14 protein-coding genes and 2 pseudogenes are annotated in these 17,329 nt (G+C 61.8%); 7 read left to right on the top strand and 9 right to left on the bottom strand.

Features of this window, described 5'->3' with window-relative positions; genetic code table 11:
* Positions 1–49 precede the first annotated feature (49 nt).
* On the top strand, positions 50–451 hold the full coding sequence (locus tag GGI60_RS02330; RefSeq protein ID WP_183912935.1) for a hypothetical protein: 402 nt from the start codon (positions 50–52) through the stop codon (positions 449–451).
* 214 nt (positions 452–665) lie between these two features.
* On the opposite strand, the gene GGI60_RS02325 is transcribed toward GGI60_RS02330, so the two are convergent.
* Positions 666–1,196: a gamma carbonic anhydrase family protein gene (locus GGI60_RS02325; RefSeq protein WP_183912936.1), complete on the bottom strand. Its 531-nt coding sequence runs from the start codon at positions 1,194–1,196 to the stop codon at positions 666–668.
* A gap of 13 nt (positions 1,197–1,209) precedes the next feature.
* A complete protein-coding gene (locus tag GGI60_RS02320) occupies positions 1,210–1,905 on the bottom strand; it encodes a fumarylacetoacetate hydrolase family protein (RefSeq protein ID WP_183912937.1) in 696 nt (231 codons plus the stop codon).
* 273 nt (positions 1,906–2,178) lie between these two features.
* Here GGI60_RS02320 and GGI60_RS02315 point away from each other — a divergent pair.
* A pseudogene (locus GGI60_RS02315) lies at positions 2,179–2,925 on the top strand (nucleotidyltransferase domain-containing protein); the annotation flags it as partial.
* Between the two features lie 816 nt (positions 2,926–3,741).
* Here the strand turns inward: GGI60_RS02315 and GGI60_RS02310 are convergent.
* Together GGI60_RS02310 and GGI60_RS02305 are read right to left on the bottom strand one after the other, a co-directional pair.
* Positions 3,742–4,722, bottom strand: a complete 981-nt coding sequence (locus tag GGI60_RS02310) for an SDR family oxidoreductase (RefSeq protein WP_183912941.1) — start codon at positions 4,720–4,722, stop codon at positions 3,742–3,744.
* Positions 4,723–4,883: 161 nt separating this feature from the next.
* Positions 4,884–5,440, bottom strand: a pseudogene (locus GGI60_RS02305) (DUF308 domain-containing protein).
* A 142-nt stretch (positions 5,441–5,582) separates the two neighbouring features.
* On the opposite strand from GGI60_RS02305, the gene GGI60_RS02300 reads away from it, so the two are divergent.
* Both GGI60_RS02300 and GGI60_RS02295 read left to right on the top strand, forming a co-directional pair.
* Entirely contained in the window at positions 5,583–6,170 is a 588-nt protein-coding gene (locus GGI60_RS02300; protein WP_183912943.1) for a TetR/AcrR family transcriptional regulator, read from the top strand.
* Positions 6,171–6,226: 56 nt separating this feature from the next.
* Positions 6,227–6,613 (top strand): SecDF P1 head subdomain-containing protein, encoded by a 387-nt coding sequence (locus tag GGI60_RS02295; protein WP_183912945.1) that lies wholly within the window; start codon positions 6,227–6,229, stop codon positions 6,611–6,613.
* A gap of 107 nt (positions 6,614–6,720) precedes the next feature.
* Here the strand turns inward: GGI60_RS02295 and GGI60_RS02290 are convergent, their stop codons facing one another.
* Both GGI60_RS02290 and GGI60_RS02285 read right to left on the bottom strand, forming a co-directional pair.
* Complete coding sequence (locus GGI60_RS02290) at positions 6,721–8,703, bottom strand: CHASE2 domain-containing protein (RefSeq protein WP_183912947.1); 1,983 nt, start codon at positions 8,701–8,703, stop codon at positions 6,721–6,723.
* Positions 8,703–12,473 (bottom strand): FecR domain-containing protein, encoded by a 3,771-nt coding sequence (locus tag GGI60_RS02285; protein ID WP_183912949.1) that lies wholly within the window; start codon positions 12,471–12,473, stop codon positions 8,703–8,705. Before GGI60_RS02285 ends, GGI60_RS02290 begins: the two co-directional genes overlap by 1 nt.
* A gap of 130 nt (positions 12,474–12,603) precedes the next feature.
* Here GGI60_RS02285 and GGI60_RS02280 point away from each other — a divergent pair, with 130 nt between their 5' ends.
* Positions 12,604–13,143, top strand: coding sequence for a Pycsar system effector family protein (locus tag GGI60_RS02280; RefSeq protein WP_183913881.1), 540 nt, complete (start codon positions 12,604–12,606; stop codon positions 13,141–13,143).
* A 53-nt stretch (positions 13,144–13,196) separates the two neighbouring features.
* Here the strand turns inward: GGI60_RS02280 and GGI60_RS02275 are convergent, their stop codons facing one another.
* Entirely contained in the window at positions 13,197–13,685 is a 489-nt protein-coding gene (locus tag GGI60_RS02275; protein ID WP_183912951.1) for a RidA family protein, read from the bottom strand.
* Positions 13,679–14,404: an SDR family NAD(P)-dependent oxidoreductase gene (locus tag GGI60_RS02270; protein WP_183912953.1), complete on the bottom strand. Its 726-nt coding sequence runs from the start codon at positions 14,402–14,404 to the stop codon at positions 13,679–13,681. Before GGI60_RS02270 ends, GGI60_RS02275 begins: the two co-directional genes overlap by 7 nt.
* Before the next feature lie 186 nt (positions 14,405–14,590).
* Here GGI60_RS02270 and GGI60_RS02265 point away from each other — a divergent pair, with 186 nt between their 5' ends.
* The gene (locus GGI60_RS02265) at positions 14,591–15,493 is read left to right on the top strand and encodes a LysR family transcriptional regulator (RefSeq protein ID WP_183913883.1); all 903 of its coding nucleotides are present in this window, start codon (positions 14,591–14,593) and stop codon (positions 15,491–15,493) included.
* A 104-nt stretch (positions 15,494–15,597) separates the two neighbouring features.
* Positions 15,598–16,374 carry a DUF1194 domain-containing protein gene (locus GGI60_RS02260; protein WP_183912955.1) on the top strand — a complete coding sequence of 259 codons (777 nt, stop codon included), beginning with the start codon at positions 15,598–15,600 and terminating at the stop codon, positions 16,372–16,374.
* 155 nt (positions 16,375–16,529) lie between these two features.
* On the opposite strand, the gene GGI60_RS02255 is transcribed toward GGI60_RS02260, so the two are convergent.
* Positions 16,530–17,219 (bottom strand): VOC family protein, encoded by a 690-nt coding sequence (locus GGI60_RS02255; protein WP_183912957.1) that lies wholly within the window; start codon positions 17,217–17,219, stop codon positions 16,530–16,532.
* Between the last annotated feature and the right edge of the window lie 110 nt (positions 17,220–17,329).

Genomic DNA, 17,329 nt, shown 5'->3' with positions numbered 1-17,329 from the left:
CTGCGCAAGAGGACTTGAAGGATATTGCCCAGACGTTGAGGACGCCGTCATGATCAGAATGATAGAAGACCCTGCCGAACTGGCTGGCGAAGACATCACTGGCAAATATATTCTCCGCAAGCTGAACTATCATTGGTTCGCTTACGGCAAGGCGGCCATTGTGACCGCCTGCAAGGGAACGATCCTCCACCTCGATCGGGAGGAAACGGTCTATTCCGAGCGTTGGGGTCGTCGCGCATATACGGGGACCGGCAAGCGTTACCCCGGTGGCATCTGTCCCATTTCGGCGGTCGCCTGTGTTTGCGATACGCCCGATGATGTCAATGCGGTCATTCAACTGGATATCGAAGCGCAGGACGAATTCTATCAGTTGATAGCCAAGACGGAAGCCAGGGTTCGGGCGCTCGTCGCCTCGTCTGGAGCGAGCCAGTTCATGGAAGCCGCCGAATAAGGATTTTTTTCAGCGTTATTGCTTATTACTTCGGGAACTGCGGACAACGTGGCTGTTGACTGCGGAGGCGGCGCTGAGATCAGCGTCGACGTCACGCAAATCGATTGCCGGTCGGCGATTATGTTCTCCGGCAGGCAGGCCGCGCTTCTCTCCGACTTCATCCTGAAGCGCCCGCAGGGCTTCGAAGGGCGAGGGCGGCACCAGCCCCCGCCGATCACCCGATCTGCTTCAGATCCCGCGCAAAACGCTGCCAATTCTTTACATAATTCTCCGCCGAGCGGCGGATGCTTTCGATAGCCTTCTCATCGAGCCCCCGCACGACACGGGCGGGGGCGCCGACGATCAGTGAATTATCCGGAAATTCCTTGCCTTCGGTGACGAGTGCATTGGCGCCGACCAGGCAGTTATTGCCGATCTTGGCGCCGTTCAGGATGGTCGCGCCCATGCCGATCAGCACATTGTCGCCGAGCGTGCAGCCGTGCAGGATGGCGTGGTGCCCGATGGTGCAACTCTCTCCCGTCGTCAGCGGAAAGCCCATGTCGGTATGGGCCGTCACGCCTTCCTGGATGTTGGTGCCGGCGCCAATGGTGATCTTCTCGTTGTCGCCGCGCAGCACCGCGCCGAACCAGATGCCGACATTCTCGCCGAGTTCGATATCCCCGATGACATGGGCATCTGGGGCGATCCAGTGAAGGCCGGCAGGCGGCAGTTTCGGCGTCAATCCGCCAAGAGCGTAGATCGGCATGATTTCCTCCCGGTCAGACGACCTCGACAGACAGCGTCGCAACGCCGTCGATGCCGCAGGTGACGCGGTCGCCCTTCGACACCGCGCCGACGCCGGCTGGCGTGCCGGTCATGATGACATCGCCGGGCGCCAGCACGAAGAGTTTCGAAAGTTCGGCGATGATCTCCGGCACCTTCCAGATCATCTGGCTGAGATTGCCGTCCTGGACGCGCTTGCCGTTCTGCTCCAGCCAGATCCGGCCTTCGCCGGGATGGCCGATGCGGCTGGCCGGCACGATCGGCGAGACGGGCGCGGAATGTTCGAAGGCCTTGGCCAGTTCCCAGGGGCGGCCGAGCTTCTTTGCCTCACCCTGAAGATCTCGGCGGGTGAAATCGATGCCGACGGCATAGCCGTAGATGCAGTCGAGCGCTCGGCCGGCTTCGATGTTTGCACCGCCCGATTTCAGCGCCAGCACGCATTCGACTTCGTAATGTACGTCGTTCGAGAGCGGCGGATAGGGAAAGGCCTGCCCGGCCGGCAGCAGGTTGTCGGCATTTTTCTGGAAGAAAAAGGGCGGCTCGCGGCTGGGGTCATGGCCCATCTCGATCGCATGGTCGGCGTAATTGCGGCCGACACAATAGACGCGGCGCACCGGAAAGCGCTCGTCGCTGCCGTCCACCGGCAGCAGAACCGGTTGCGGAAGCGGGATGACGGTGGCGGGATCGGACATGGGCGGGCTCTTCCTGTTGACGAGTCTTTCCCTCATCTTAGACGGAAAACGGCGGGGCGGGGAAGCATTCTCGGCAGATTGACGCTATCGCTGCCGCGCGATATCCTCGCCGACATGAACAGAATGTTCGCAGTTTCGACGTCTACGACCACCGCCTCGGCGGTGGGTGGCGACGCGTGAACTGAATTCCGTTCATTGCTGCTGAGGCCCAACCCGCCGGAAACGAGCGGGTTTTTGTTTGCCCGCTCGCCTCCCGCATTCAAGGACGAGATCATGGACGAACTGCAAAGAGACAATCTTGCGGAGCAGGTGCTCGCTGCCGCCCGCCGCTGCGTCGCCAACCGTTACGTCGGGGCGGCTTTCGCTTACGCCACCGGCTCCCTGATGCGCGGCGAAGGGACGGCGTTTTCGGACATCGATCTCGTCGTCGTGTTTCCGTCGCTGGAAAGGGCCTGGCGGGAATCCTTCACGCATGAGGGCTTCCCGGTCGAAGCCTTCATCCACGACGAAGAGACGCTGGCGCACTATCTTCATGCCGATGCCGAGAGCGGCTGCCCGATCGTGGTCAACATGGTCGCCGCGGGTCGCATCGTGGGGTCGGATATCGAGCGTGCGCGGCTGATCCAGGCAAAGGCGGCGGGTGTGCTGGCCTCAGGACCGAAGCTGCTTGCCGGCGCAAGCTACGACATGTTGCGCTATCAGGTCACCGATTTGGCCGATGACCTGCGCGGCGACCGCTCGCCGGAGGAAATCGCCGCCATCGCCGCAGCTCTCTACCAGAAGCTCGCCGATCTGATTTTGCTCGGGCGCGGCGCATGGACCGGCCGCGGCAAATGGGCGCCGCGTCTCATCAGGAAGCTGGATGTGCAGCTCGCAGCCGAGTTCGACGCTGCATTCAGGCTGGCGGCGCAGGGTGACGGCAGCCAGATCCTCGCATTGGCTGACCGCGAGCTCGCTTTGCACGGCGGCCGCTGTTTCGACGGCTTCAGGCAGGAGGCCCCGCTGGGGGCGCGGCGGCTGAATAGGGACGAGGAAGCCGCGCCATTGGTCTCGTCCGAGGGCGTTGCCAAGGCGCCGGCGTCCACGAGAGCCTCATCCTGAGGTGGGATGCCCGCCTAAGCAAAGGCATCGGAGAATGCCGCTTTACCCTCGACAGACGGGCAAGATCTCGGATCTGGGCAAGGATAGGATGTCTGCTGCCGGACCAGCCGTGAGGCGGCCCGCGCCATTGCAATGAGCTGCCGATTGGATAAGGTGAATTGTAATATTGTTAAAACCATAGGATGATAAGAACAATGCCGGGTTCGCGATTGTTCAGAGCAAGCCATATTCTAATTTCCATACTTTCCGTAACTTTGGGTCTGTCCGGATGCGTTACCAGCAAGGATGGTGTTCAGGTCTCTACCGATCATAGCCGCGCCGTGAGTGGAGAGCGGACAAAAATGGGCCAGTCTTACAATCTGAATGCAGACTGCACCGCTGCGACAATGCCGAGCATAAAACTTGTGCAGCCTCCCGCGCATGGATCGGTAGAATTCGTCAGCGAAAAGATTCTCTCACATTATCCGACAGGCGCCCCTCAGATCAGGTGCAATTCCAGGAAATCTGCTGGCGTGTCCGAATATTATACTTCCAATAGCGGATATTCCGGAAAGGATATGTATAAGGTGAGGGTCTCCTACGGCGAAGGGACAATCAAGGACGTCACGGTCAATATCAATGTAAGAAAGAAATAGAGCAGGGCGGGCCCTTTCGGCCGGCCATTCTCATCGACAGACGAGGCGGTCGCGCCTCCCGCGGCCGGTTGTCGCCAACTGTTCACGCCCGCGGAATATCCTAGCCTAAAGCGCCTTGATCGGCGCAAATCCTGTCGATCAGGGCATCCAGCTCACCCCTTGGCGGCAGGCTTTTGGCCAGGCGCTGCTTGAGGTGCATGATCGAGTCGGCGAGGATTTCGTCGAGGCTTTCGGCGCAGGTGAAGTCGCCCGCCACGCGCTTGACCTTGGAATTGTCGAAGATGGCAGTCCACGCCTTGTCGCCGAGGAGCGGGCCGATCCATTCCGCGTTGTAGCGGATCAGCGTGTCCGTCGGCACGTGGACGATCTTCGCCTCGACGCCGAGCAGCCTTGCGATCGTCTTCTGGATGTCGTCCCAGATATGCGCGCGGTCGGAGGTGATATGGAAAATCTCGTTCAGCGCCGCCTGCTTGCCGAACAGGCCGACGAAAGGCACGGCGAAATCGACTGAGCGGGTCAGCGTCCAGGGCGTGTGGCCGTCGCCCGCCACGATGATGGGCTCGCCATCCAGCATGCGCCTTGCCATGATGTCGCTGTCCCCCATCATTATCGGCAGGCCGGTGCGCACGGTGTGGCTGGGGCGGACGATCGTCCAGGCGAGGTTGGCGGATTTCTTCAGTAATTCCTCGCAGGCGATCTTGGCCTGGCTGTAGGGCCAGTAAGGATTGATCGCCGGCGTCTCCTCGGTGATCACATAGTGACGCGGCGGCTTTTCATAGACCGAGGCTGAGGAGATGAAGATGTACTGGCCGCAATTGCCCGAGAAGACCTCGATGTCGCGGGCGACTTGATCGGGTGTGAAGGCAATGAACTGGCAGACGACGTCATATCCGGCCCTGGCGAGATCGGCGTAGGCGCTCGATCTCAGTTCGCCGACGATCGAGGTGATGCCGGCGGGCAGGGCGGCATCTCTCAAACCGCGATTGTAGACGCTGACATGGTGGCCCGCGGCGACGGCGCGCTCGACGCAGGGATAGGAGATCTGGCCGGTGCCGCCGACGAAGAGAACTTTCAAAGCCATGGGAGTGACCTCGGGGCCTATGGGCGGGGACTGTGATCACCCTTCATAGCGCGAAAGAATGTCATCGTCTCCAGCAAATCTCCTGTATCGCCGAGATCTTGGAATGGGCCGATGCGGCCTGCTGCGGCGGCAAGTTTGCCGCCACAAGAACGGGATGGCGCCTATGAATGCGCCCTGCGGTAGACTGCGACCGCGAGCCAGGCCGAGGAGAGCAGGAAGTAGAATGCGCCAAAGCCTGCATAGGGCACTATATCGAGGATCGTCGGCGTGGCGGCGCCAAGCGATCGGCCGATCATGAAGCCGCCAGCGAGGACGGATTGCGCGCCACTGAGGATCATCACCCATTGGGCGCCCTGGGTGCGCCAGCGCCTCACGCCGGTATGGAGCTGCAACAGACCGGAGAGAATGGCCCAGGCCCCAAAGACGGCGAGGACGGCATGGGTGCCGACGCAAAGAGCGATAATGACGGCGAGCGCCGTGACCGTGCTGACCGCGACGTTCAAGTCTGCGACGGGTTGGAGCGCAGGCCGCCATTGACCCGGGCGTCGACCAGATTGGCAAGCGCATCCCACAAGGGATAGCTCACCAGCAGAAAGGCCGCCGCGCCCGGCTGTCCGGCAAAGGCAATGGCGGCGGCAATCCAGATGACCGAGAATGCGGCGCGGGCGAAATAATAGGATCGCAGCCACTCGGACTGGTTGTAAGATTCGGTTTGCATGGGAAGGTTCTCCTTGTTTTGTCTACCTACTAGTAGGAAGGTTGCGAGGTGAAGTCAACGTGGTTTGCGGACACCTTCGTGTGAAAGGGGAGAGGGGAGCGCCAGGGCTTGACAATCTCCCTACCAAAAGGTAGGCGGCGTTATGAAATCAATGGCCTCCACCTCGGACAAAATTCTCGACGTCGCCGAGTCGCTCATCGTGGCGGGCGGCTATAACGGCTTCAGCTATGCCGACATCTCGGCCGCGATCGGCATCCGGAAGGCGAGTATCCACCACCATTTTCCTGCGAAGGCCGAGCTGGTCGCGGTGCTGGTGAATCGTTATGCCAAGCAGGCGGAGGCGGGTTTGCAGTCTTTGCGCGAGCGGACCGCAAGCCCTGCCGATCAGTTGCAGTTCTACGTCGACTACTGGCGTTCCTGCATCGAGAACGCCTCGCAGCCTTTCTGCGTCTGCGCCATGCTCGCCAGCGAAATGCAGATGCTGCCCGACGAGGTGGCATCACGGGTGCGCGCCCATTTCCGAAATCTGGCGGCATGGCTGACCTCGGTGCTAAAGGCCGGCGTCGAGCAGGGGCTGTTCCGGCTGGACAGGCGGCCGGAAGAGCAGGCCCAGATGCTGATGGCTTCCGTTCATGGGGCGATGCTGTCGGCGCGGGGTCTCGGCGATCCTGGATTGTTCATCGCGGTGGTTGGACCTGAGGTCGCGGAGTTGCGGGCAATTACTCCTTAAGGCACTGCCGTCAACGAGGCATGCGAGCAGATTGAGGCCGGGATCGGAGTGATCGAATGAGAACAAAAATAGCTGCGTTTATCTTTTCTTGCTCAGTTTCATGGGCGGGTCTCGCGATAGCAGAAACTGTTCAATTGCAGGTCGCGAGCGGAGAAGTGGTTGCGCGGTCAAGCCAAGAGAATCGACTTCGGCTGACCCTTACCTCTGACGGCTCCCGAAATTTTTCCGAATTTACCGCGCGTCATGTCGGCAAGAACATAGATGTCTTGATTGACCCTAATATCGTTTTATCGCCGCACCTAAATGACCCGGTTCTGTTTTCTGGACGGCAGCTTCAGATCGAATTCCCAGCGAAAACATCGGGTGCCGAAAACATGGTGGCCATCGAAAAGCTGGTTTCCGGAAAGGTGATCCTTGAGCTCCGGTCTGGTGGCTCCGAATAGATAGCGGTCTCCCACGCTAATGAGGGCAGATTGAAAGACCCCATCATTACCGTTAGATCGAAAAGTCTCATCCACTTAGCCGCCCGCTGGTGGAATTAGTCCCCGACTTACTCCCCACCATCGCCAACCAGCGCATCCTGCACGATCGCGTAATAGGCGGCAAGCTCGGGGATATCGCCGGCCAGTTTTTCGAAGATGACATGCGATGGTGCAAGCGTCCCGGTATACTTTGCGTCGATGAAGGCCTGATGAGCCGCCAGCGCTTCGGCGTCGGCTTTGTGCACGACGGTGAAGATCGGCGAGGGGACCGTGCGGCCCTTGACGATGATGCGGTCGAGTTCGACGATGATGTAAGTATCGGCGACCAGCCTTGCGGTTTCCTCGCCGAGCAGCAGCGCTACGCCGTAATTCTTCGAGGCGCCTTCGAGGCGCGAGGCGAGGTTGACGCTGTCGCCGAGGCAGGAATAGTCGAAGCGGCGGGTCGAGCCCATGTTGCCGACGATGCATTCGCCGGTGTTGATGCCGACGCCCATCTTCAGGACGTGCGGCTTGCGGCCAAGGGCTGCCGCCTCACGCTCCAGCTGGCCGTTCAGCCTCGATATCGCCGCCTGCATGGCGAGCGAGGCGCGCACGGCGTGAAGCGCATGGTCGGGATCGTCGAGCGGTGCATTCCAGAAGGCCATAATGCAGTCGCCCATATATTTGTCGATCGTGCCGCCGTGATCCATCACCACATCGGAGAGCGGCGTCAGAAGTCGGTTGATCAGGCCGGTCAGCTGTTCCGGATCGTCCTTCAGCGTCTCGGCGATGGTGGTGAAGCCGCGTACGTCGGAAAATAGCACCGACAGCGTGCGCCGCTCGCCGCCGAGCTTTAGTTGAGAGGGGTCGTTCGACAGGCGCCGGACGAGGTCGGGCGAGATATATTGGGCGAAGGCCCGGATGATCTGGCGTTTGTTGCGGCGCTCCTCGGCATAGTCGAAGGCAGCCTGGCCGAAGGCGACCGCGATATAGGCGACCGTCGGCCCGAGCGGCGAAACAAAGACACGGCCAAGCCGGATGCCGGCGAAACTGACCGCCGCGAAGGCGAGGAGGGCGGCCGCGCTGGTGACAATCGTCAGCCATCCCGTCGAGCGCCAGACGGTAAGGGCCGCAAGCAGCACCGAGATCAGGATGCAGGCGGCGACCGCCGGCAGGCGCGCTTCGCGGATCGACAGGCCGTAGCGGATATTGTCGTATATGGTCGCCTGGATTTCGACGCCGGGGACAAGCTTGCCGGTGTGAACGGTGTAAGGCGTGGCGAAGGCATCGACGCCGCCCTTGTCGATTTCAGGAGCATTCTGCAGGCTGAGCCCGACGAGGACGACGCGGTCCTTGAAATAGCCCGGCGGCAGCAGATTCTGAGGATCAAGCGCCTGGTAATAGGAAACCGTGGGATAGCTGCGGGCCGGGCCGAGGGATTGGATCAGCCGGCCGGCCGGCAGGATCTCCGCCGCTGCGCCCGAGGCTTTCGCCAGCATGGCGGCAAAGCCGTCCTCATAACCGGGAATACGGCGGAAGATGCCGTCGCCGCTGAGATCGATCGAGGCAATGCCGGTCACCGCGCCCGCGTCGGTCAGCGCCGGCAGTGGCGTGGCGCGGATCAGCTGCGAGGCTTGCGGCGTCTCGATCAGCGTTTCATCGCCGGCAAGCACAACATCGGGACCGACCGCCTTGGCGATTGCCGCGTCGTTTTCGGGGTTGGATGGTTCGGCCATAATGATGTCGAGGCCGATGACGCGGGCGCCGGCAGCGCGCAGTTGGCTGACAAGTTCTGCATGCAGGCTGCGCGGCCAAGGCCATTGCGCGTTGATATCGGCGAGCGAGGGCTCGTCGATGGCGACGATGACGGGTCCGCCCTGCGGCGGACGCGGATCGTCGAACGTCGAGAGATAGTCGAAGCTTCTGAGCTCCAGCAGCGACCAGGCGGGCAGGCGCGACAGCAACGATATGGCGATTAACACGGTGAGCGACAGCACCAGCAGCCGGAGGCGGCGGCTTCCGGCCTGGCCGCGGTCCAGCCCGCCCTGCCGCGGCTTGTGCTCCGCCCGCATCAGAAGCGGACTTTGAGCGTGCCCTTGAAGGCGCGGCCCCAGCCGGGCACGCCGGGCGTGATCTCGAAATCCTCGTCCAGCAGGTTGTAGGCCGCCGCCTCCAGCTCGATGCGCTTGTCGAAGGGTTCCCAGACGAGGTGGGCGTCGAGGCTCCAGTAGTCGTCGAGCTTGGTACCGAAATCGTCGCCGTCGCGCTCGCCGATGTAATTTGCCGCCACCGTCGCCTTGACCTTGGCCTCGTTGACCCAGGTCAGCGCGATCTGGCCGGAATTCTTCGGGATATAGGGCAGGGAGCCACCGTAATTGAAGGTCCCCGGATCCTTGTTTTCCGAATCCATGTAGGCGTAGGTGGCCGAAAGACCGAAACCGTTGCCGAGCGCAACATTGGCGGTGACGGCGGCGCGGTCGATGCTGCCGCGCGAGAGCGGAAAGCTGTCGATGGCCGGGAGAGCGATCAGGGGTAGACCGATCGAAAAATCATGGAGCTCCTGATGCTGGTACTCCACCGTGGTGAACAGACGATCGGTCCATTCGGCATCCCATTGAAAGGCCGCCGTATCGACGTAACCTTCAGTGCCGACGGAAAACTGGTTCGCCTGAAGGCCAAGGATGCCGATCGGCGCAAGCGTGGGAACGCCCGTGTCGGCGCTCTGGCGCATGAAAGCGGCGCGCAGCCAATGGTTCTGCGTCGGCGCCCAGGCAAGGCCGAAGCGTGGTTCGAGCCGGCTGACGTCAACGCCGTCGCCTTCCAGGCGCGTGCCGAAGAGCGCATATTCGGCCTTCAGGTTCGGCGTGATTTCGTGCAGGAGATCGACATAGGCGCGGCCAATATTGATGCGGCTCTCAACTTTCGTGGGTCCGTCGGTTACGCCGTCGACGAGGCCTGGAATGACATCCTCGAGATGGAAATAGGTCTCGCGCGACGCGTCGAGCCAGCCGCCCTCGACACCGTAACGCCAGGTCAGCGACCCGTCGCCAATAATGTGGCTGAGGGCCGCGATGTAGGCCTTCGAGTCATTCTCGTCGCTGGTTTGCAGGAAAGGCCTAATGTCCCGGCCGGGGCCGCCGAGAAGCGGCACGTCTGCCCAGTCGAATTGTATGTCGTTGGTGGTTTTGGCCTCGGTCTGCTGATAGAGCACCGCAGCGTTCACGACGTTCTCATAGGCGAAAGTATGGCTCCAGCCAAGGCCGGCGCTGGTAAGTCGGGTGGTGTCTCGCCGAGTTGTGTAGAGCGGCAATTCGTCCGGCGCCAGGGGCAAGCCGAAAAAGCGCAATACGGGGTTCAGCGCGTCCGAGAGCGAGGGGTCCGTCGACAGCGCATTCAACGTTCCATCATTGTTGGCATGATTGAAATAGGCCACGACGCGGTCATCCGGCGTCACCGTCGCCGTCAGATAGCCGTTTCCGCCGAGCAGCTTATTGTCGGTCGCATATCCGCCGAAGTCGCGATAGTCCCCATCGAGCGCCAGTTCTTCCCAAGTCAGGTTGCCATAGAAGCTGATCGGGATCGTCTCGTTGGAATAGCCCTGGATATCGGCTTCGCCGATGCGTCTGGTATGGCCGTCGACGCTGTTGATGCCGCCGCCGAGCGAGCCTTCGATGAAAGGCACGTCGAACAGCGTTGCCGATCGCGAACGGCCCGACAGCATGTGCGGAGAAAGCAGCAGACCCTGGATGAAAGACGAGTAGCTCGACGCGTTGCCGCGGTTCTGGATGATGTTGTCGTCGCTGAAGCTGGTCCCGTTGACATAGGGGAAGATGCTGCCCTTGATCGATTGGTCGATGTAACCGGTGCCTTTGAAGGGGTCGAAGGCGGCATCGCCGTAATAACGGCCCCAGGCATCAAGGCCCTGCAGGCGGAAGGCGTTGTTGAGCGTCGAGCCGGCACTCGCATTGGCGCCGAGCGCACTGTAATCGCCGCCGCGGGCGCGGGAGCGACGCAGGTATTCCTGCGCGTTGCGGATCGCGCCGTCGGCGTCGTAATCATCAATATCGACGGCGGTGCGAAAGGACGAGATAACCGGGTCGTTGTTGTCGAGCCGGTCGGCATTGTCGAGCGCCTGCTGCGACGGAATGCGGTCGCCTTTTTCATAATGGGCGGCGGCGAGCAGCAGCTGGGATTGCGAATGCGCCGGATTGGCGGTGCTGGCGGCGAGCAGGTCTTGCAGCGCCTTGTCGCGTTCGCCGGTTTGGAGGTAATAGCGGCCGCGGGCGAGAAGCACGATGTCAAACGACGGATCGAGGGCGATTGCTGTGTCGATCTCGCGCTTGGCCTCTTTCATCCGGCCCTGGTCGAGATAGAGGATCGCCAGGTTTGCATGCAGCAGCGGGTCCTGCGGATCGAGCTCGATCGCCTTCTTGAAAGCCTTTTCCGCTTCACCATTGGCATCGCGCGAACTCTGCAGCAGGCCGAGCGAATTCAGCGTGCTGGACGCGCCGGGGGCAAGCTCGATGGCGCGGTTCAGATCGGCAAGCGCGCCATCAATGTCGCTTTCGTAGGCTGCTTTGTAACTGGCGCGGGCGGCGAGTGCCATGGGATGGTCGGGGTCGAGGGCAAGCGAGCGTTCCACCGCTTCCTTCATCTGCTCGCGATCGTCGATAAGCTCCGCCAGCTCGGCGCGAACCGCTGGCAGGGTCGGATCATCGGGATAGCGCTGTTCCGCCTTCTTAATGATCTCGAGTGCTGCGCGCGGATTCTCGAGGAAGCCTGTGGTATAGGCCTGCATGATCGCGCCATAGGGGCCGGCGGTATTGGCGGGCGGCTGCTCGGCATGCTTGGGATCGGCGAGCGATCTTGCAAAATAGCCGCCATACTGCGCCATGTTGCGGCGTGTTGGGTCGAGGTGCGGCAATGCCTTCTGAAAGAGCCTGGCGGCATCGGAATAGCGCTTTTCCGAGCCGGCGATAGCGGCGTCGATCAGATCGACTCGCGCCTGCTGGGCCACCGTCAGCTTGTGGCCGCGGATATTCTGCAAGGTTGCGGCGGCTGCCTGGCGACCCTCGAAGGCGCTCTGCACTTCGGCGAGTTCCAACCAGTCTTCGGTCGTGCGCCGCTCCGGCGGCAGCGCAAGCAGACGGCGACGCTCGGTCGCCATACGGTCCGCCCGTAGTGGTGACGTCGGCATCAGATCGAAGCCGTCGCGCAGATCGAGATAGAAGAGCATCTGTTCGCGATCATCGGGATTGACGCTGATGATCTTGTGCGGCGCCTGGCCGATGGTGGCGACCGCCCCTTCACCCTCGCTAACCTCGACGCTGCCCTGCGGGTTGGAGAGCGCCACGCGGCCTTCGAGCACGATCATCGAGGTCTTGGCGCCCTCGACGGTCATCGTCCAGTCGGTGCCGCGGATGGCGGCTGCCGCCGCGGGGGTCTCGACCGCCAGGCCCCGGCCGCCGCGTTCGGCGCGCGCCCAGATCGTACCGGACTGCAGATTGAGGATCGTGTCGCCGCTCGCCTCCATCTTCTTGACCTGCAGCGAGGAATTGCGCCCGAGCCGGACCTGGGTGTGATCGGAAAAAACGATGGCGAGCTGGCCATTGGCATTGGTGCGCAGCACGTCGCCGGTCAACAGATCCTGATTGATATCGACGATGCGCCAGTCCGAGACGTCGATGAAGCGGACTTCCTCGCCGGTCTTGCGGGCGATGACGGAGCCCGCCACCGGGGTTGCGCGCGGCACGGGATCGGCCATGACAGGCAGCCCGAAACCGGGCACGGCAAACGCCAGCGCCATCCCGACGCGACAGATGTTATTGGAATAACCCCGCATGACCTCGACCCCATACCCCGCTTCCCCTTTGTCTTTGCAGAGTGAAAAAGTCAAGCACGTTGCACACGTGTTCTTGCTTTCGCCGCAAAGTGTAATATCAGGGAAACACTTTAGGGGACGGAGTATTCAGGTGAGCGAATTCGAAAATGTCACGGAGGTTATGCTGAGCAGGCCGTCGAGCGGAGATGTCAGCGCCGAGTATTTCGACCACATCAAGAAAATCAATGACATATTTTATGATCAGATCAAGATATCCGATCAGAAGGCCGCCTATATCTTTACTTTCATGCTCGCCTTTTTGGTGAGTTCCAGCGAGGTGAGGGCAGTCTTCAGCCCGGCACGTTATATCGGGGCCGCGCCGGGAAGCATTCTGTTCTCGGGCCTGCTTGCCGCAGCCTCGGTCTTCTCCATCCTCTCGGCCATCCTCGTCGTGCTGCCCCGTCGTCTGGGCACATCGACCTCGCTCTTTTGGGGCGCCTGGCCCAAGCACCGCGACCTGTTCTTCGAAGCGGCCCTGCGGCGCGACGAGCGCTATCTTTTCGATCAGTATCTCGAAAACGCCGAAATTCTTTCCTGCATCGCCCGCAGCAAATATCGCTGCGTCACTGTCGCCTTTCGCGGATTGATGGTGAGCGTCATTGCCTATGTGCTGCTGTTGGCGGCAGGCTGAGCGCAAGCGAAGGCAAGAAGGCGGGGCGCGTTGAAGACGCGCGCCCCGCTCATTCAATCCGCGACTTCGATCACGAGCTCGATCTCGACCGGCATGCCGAGTGGCAGGCTGGCGACACCGAGGACGACGCGGCCGGAGAGCTTTTCCTCGCCGAAGACTGCAAGCAGCAATTCGGACGCGCCGTCGGCGACCCTGGGGTGGTCGCGGAAGTCGCCTTCGGTGGCGATATAGACGCCGAGCTTCACGATCCTCAAGACGCTCTCCAGCGAGCCGAGATAATCCCTGGCGGCGGAAAGCGCGCTCAGTGTTGCCGTCTCGGCTGCCCTGCGGCCGTCTTCCGATGTCAGCGCGCCGCCGAGACGGCCGATATAGCGGGGCTCGTGGCCGACAACCGGCAGCATGCCGCTGAAGAAGACCTGATTGCCTGTTCTCGTCGCCTCGACATAGGCCCCAAAGGGTGTCGGCGGCGGGGGAAGGGTGATGCCGAGTTCCTGCAGCCGCCTTTCCGCGCCGGCTGCCTGCGCTTTCTCATGGTTTACCATTTGCCCAGATGTGCGCCGCCATCGACGTGCAGCACCTCCCCGGTGACGCGCGGAGCTTCAGTGAGGAAGACCACCGCGTCGACGATTTCATCGACATTCGAAATGCCTGTCATCGGCGACAGCGTCCTCAGGAACTCCTTCGGATTGTCCTTGTGAAGGGGCGTGTCGACGACGCCGGGGGCGACCGTGTTGACGCGGATTCCCTCGCTTGCAAATTCCATCGCAAGGTTCTTCGAAATCGCGTCGATGCCGCCCTTGGTCATCATCGCCACGGAAGCGGGCATGCCGGCGATCGGATGGTCGATCAGCGGCGTGGTGATGCTGACGACACTGCCGCCCGTCTTCTGGGCGAGCATCTGCCTGATGACCCGCTGCGTCAGGTGCAGGAAACCTTCGAGATTGGTCGACGAGAGCTTACGGAAGTCGGCCATCGTGTAATCGACGAACGGCTTGGTGAAGAAGATGCCGGCATTGTTGACGAGCGCGTCGATCGAACCGAACCGGTCGATTGCGGTTTTGGCGACGCGGGCCGCTGTTTCGGGATCGCCGATGTCGCCGTCGACAAGAGCCAGCCTATCGGAAGCCTGGAAGGCATCCGAAGCGCTGACCTGACGCGAGGTGGCAACAACGTTGTAGCCGCGCTCGACGAAGGCGTTGACGAGCCCTGCTCCGATACCCTGGGAGGCGCCCGTGACGATGACAGTCCTTTGCTTGGTCATGTTGAACTCCATAATCTGGTTCGGGCAACGCAGGCCTGGCAAGGTGGTCGCTCGAGATGGGGCCGCCGCGATCGCGCCGCCATCGGGTTGTTGGTTGTTTTCGCAAGGTGAATATGGCGAAAACGCCATTGCTCGATTAGATGGAAATATCTGGATTCTCTTTTGCATCAGTGCAAAAATGCCGGCATGGCCGATCTCAACGACATCGCCGTCTTCGTGAAGGTGGCGCAATATGGCAGCTTCAGCCGCGCCGCCCATTCGCTCGGCATGCCTGTTTCCACCGTCAGCCGGAAGGTGACGTCGCTCGAAGAGCAGCTCGGCGTGACGCTGATCCAGCGCACGACCCGCAAGCTCAGCCTCACCGCGCAGGGCCGGGCCTATTACGACAGGTGCAGCGAGCCGCTTGCTCATCTCATCGACGCCGAGCAGGCGCTGACTGAAACGCAGAGAAAGCCGGAAGGCCTGCTGAAGATCTCGGTGCCGGTCATCTTGGGCCAAGAGGTCTTCTACGAATTCATCTCCGATTTCCTGAAGGCCTATCCCGAGATCCAAGTCGATCTTTTCGTCACTAACCTGTTCCTCGATCTGGTCGCGGAGAATATCGATCTCGGCATACGCTTCGGCGAACTCAAGGATTCCACCATCGTCGCGCAGCGGCTCGGCAAGAGCGTACGCTATCTGGTCGCCGCCCCGGATTATCTGAAGGAGAGGGCGCCTCCCACAAAGCCCGCAGATCTCAAGGACCATCGGTGCGTGCTCCTGAACGGGCGCAACGGCGAAGCGGAATGGCATCTCGTCAGCGGCCGCAAATCGGTCGACGTGCGCGTGTCGGGGCCGGCATCGAGCCGCGATTTTGACGCGGTCAGCGCCTTCACCTATCGTGGCCACGGCATTGGTCTCCTGCCTTCGACCTATTGCGACGAGCAGATCCGAAGAGGCGCGCTCGTCCGCCTGCTGCCGGACTGGTCGTCGCCGGAAATCTTCGTGCACGCCGTCTATCCCACGCGCCGCTTCCTGCCCCTGCGCCTGCAGGTCTTCCTCGACGCGCTGAAGGCATGGAAAAGTCCTTTGTGGCTGCCGTTGCATTGAGGGGGCCATCACCGAAAATTGAAGCCCAACGCGTGGCGGCGCGTTCTGCCCCGATCAAGCTGTGCTAGAGTCGCCCGGCTTGGGAATGGCGCGGGGATCTGCCGATGCTGACGTCACTTGCGGTGCTCATGGGTCTTTCCGGTGTCGTGCCGACGGCGCAGGCTGCGGCAAACGAGGTCGACGTGACGCTGGTGCTTGCCGTCGACACCTCGCGGTCGATGGATTTCGAAGAGATCGGCATCCAGCGCGACGGTTATGTCGAGGCGCTGAAACACAAGGAATTCATCGACGCGGTGAAGGGCGGGCTCACCGGCCGCATCGCCATCAGTTATTTTGAATGGGCGGGTTATGTCGTCCAGGGTTCGGTGATCGACTGGCAGGTGATCGCGACGGAGCAGGATGCGATCGCCTTTGCCGACAAGGTCGACGCCCGGCCGATCGCCACGCAGCGGCGCACCTCGATTTCCACCGCGATCGCCCAGGGCGTCAGCATGATCATCGCCAGCCCCTTCCGGGGCAGGCGGGAGGTGATCGATGTCTCCGGCGACGGCCCGAACAATTCCGGCAATCCCGTCACACCCGTCCGCGACAAGGCGGTGGCATCAGGCATGGTCATCAACGGCCTCGCCCTCATGCTGCGGCCTTCCGATGCCCCCGATGGGCTCGACAAATATTATGCCGACTGCGTCATCGGCGGCCCCGGCGCCTTCGTGCTGCCGGTCCGCAAGATCGAGGACTTCGCCGTCGCCGTTCGCCGCAAGCTGGTGATGGAGATCAGCGGCATTTCACCCTCGCCGACGGTGGAGAGGATCGCCGCCGACCCGCCGACGACGGATTGTCTGATCGGCGAGAAGCAGTGGCGGGATATTTTCGACCGGTAACGTGCGGCTGTGAGCGCTACTTGGGATGAGAGGGCAGAGGGGGCCACACGGCACGCCAAGGAAGAAAGTATCTCCCGCCCAAGAAAGCCTCACCCCGAGTGCCCGCAAGGGATATCGAATGGCGAGGCCGGTGCTCCCAGCATCTGCCGCAGCCACTACAACGGCAGTTGCCTGCCGGCCTGCTCCCTGACCATATATTCGGCGTACCAGTCTGGCCAGTTCTCGTCGTGTTTGCCGCCGTTGCGTTTCTCGTGTTCGCCGTGGGCCTGGGCGGCGCGACGGAGTGCGGCTGCCAGGTCGCTCGAAGTTGAAAATGCTGTCTCATCGGCGTCGATGCGTCCCGGCAGGCGGGTCGTGACTTCCTGTAACAGCCAGCCGTTTCCATCCGGATCCTTGAAGGAGGCGAAGGAACGGTAGCTGCGATGCTCGGGGTCGCGGCCGGCGATGCGCAGGCGCCCGAAGAGATAGGGCTCATCCTTGCCGGCATAGACGCCCGATGCATCATGGAAAACCTCGCTCACTTCGACGCCGCGGGCGGCGAGATCGCGCCGCGCGGCGTCGATGTCGGAGACGATGAGATAGAGGCCTTGGGCGGAGCCGGGGGCGGCAGCGGTGACATTCCTTCCGAAGATGATGGCGCAGCCGGAGCCAGGCGGGGTGAACTGGATCACGCGGAAATCGGCATCATTGGAAAAGTCGGCGTCGAGCCTCCAGCCGAGCTTTTCGTAAAAGCGTTTGGCGCGATCGACGTCGGAAACGGGGATGACGACCACTTCGAGCTTGGTGTCGACCGGTCGCGTTCTCATGGATTCGTTGGAGGTTTCACTGCGCATTGCATTGCTCATCTTCAGCTCCCTCAGGGTTTGGACGCATTAAGAATGGCGATACATGTCGGGGTCGAGTGGACCACAGCGCGGTAAGTGCGTCGAATCAATTATTCTGTCGGTGCAGAAGA

Source organism: Rhizobium lentis (assembly GCF_014200175.1).
Lineage (GTDB): Bacteria > Pseudomonadota > Alphaproteobacteria > Rhizobiales > Rhizobiaceae > Rhizobium > Rhizobium mulingense.
The sequence above is the reverse complement of the archived record's forward strand: the minus strand, read 5'-3'. Positions and strand labels throughout refer to the sequence as shown.